This window comes from Thalassospira profundimaris (genome assembly GCF_003326675.1).
GTDB lineage: Bacteria > Pseudomonadota > Alphaproteobacteria > Rhodospirillales > Thalassospiraceae > Thalassospira > Thalassospira aquimaris.
On the sequence record NZ_JPWF01000046.1, the window covers coordinates 1 to 663 of the forward strand.

The 663-nt window shown below is 55.8% G+C and carries 1 pseudogene; it reads left to right on the forward strand.

The annotated features are described in order from the left end of the window. A pseudogene (locus TH19_RS22365) lies at positions 1-663 on the forward strand (flagellin N-terminal helical domain-containing protein); the annotation flags it as partial.

Genomic DNA, 663 nt, shown 5'->3' on the forward strand with positions numbered 1-663 from the left:
ACGGCATTCAGTTGCTGGGGAATGGTGGTGACGTGGCAATCGAATTCGGCGATCTTGCTGCTGGTCAGGGCGGTGCAGCACTTGTTCCTGCTGCCGGTTTTGACAACTTTGCCATTACCGACAACAACTATTGGGCTACCGACACCAACACCAACCTCAATGACAGCAACTTTGAAGTAAACATCAACCAGCTTGGTACCCAGGTCATCATGACCGTCACCACGACCATTGACGGCGCTGCTGACCGCACACAATCGATTGATGTTTCTGACTATGCTGCCACAGGTGGTAGCACCGCAATTGGTGCCGGCGAAAGCGCGACGCTTAACTTCGACGAGCTTGGCCTGACCTTCTCGGTTAACACCAACTTCTCTGCTTCCATTGATCACGTTGCTGCGGGTGCAGCTGGCGCCAACGACTTTGGTACGGATGCAACCTTCGGCGCGGCTGGCACCATCGACTCCACGGCCAACGTTGTTCGCATGGCCGCTGACAATGGTCAGACCCTTGCAAACAGCATTGAGTTCCAGGTTGGCGGTGGCAACACCGCAAATGACCGCCTCTCGATCAACCTGACGTCGGTTGACTCAGAAGCCCTTGGTGACGGCGGCGCAGGCCAGGAAACACTTGCCGATCTGGGAACAAACGCCATTGATACGGCAG